Genomic DNA, 422 nt, shown 5'->3' on the forward strand with positions numbered 1-422 from the left:
GGAGGCATTATGGATGGAAGAGGTGTCTTAGCAGCTCTTACACTCGGAGCACAAGCGGTTCAAATGGGGACTGCTTTTGTAACGGCAGTTGAAAGCGGAGCGAAAACACAACATATCGATGCTATTCTCACAAGCACGGAAGATCAAACTGTCATCACATCGGTATTTAGTGGTAAACCAGCAAGGGGCATTCAAAATGACTTTATCCGTGAAATAAAACCTTACGAAGAAGATTTACCGGATTATCCTATAATGAACACATTGACAGCAGGAATTCGAAGTGAAGCGGCCAAGCAAAATCGTCCCCAATGGATCCATCTTTGGAGCGGACAGTCACCTCGCTTAAGTGCGAGACGAAATGCCGCAGCTTTGCTGTCGCGAATCGTTTTACAAGTTGAAACTATCATACGTGACAGACGATT

General features: G+C 45.0%; 1 protein-coding gene. It reads left to right on the top strand.

The annotated features are described in order from the left end of the window. A partial coding sequence (locus CSV68_RS16730; protein ID WP_199175052.1) for an NAD(P)H-dependent flavin oxidoreductase occupies positions 1–422 on the top strand: 422 nt, incomplete at both ends.

It is taken from the genome of Sporosarcina sp. P29 (genome assembly GCF_002743265.1).
GTDB lineage: Bacteria > Bacillota > Bacilli > Bacillales_A > Planococcaceae > Sporosarcina.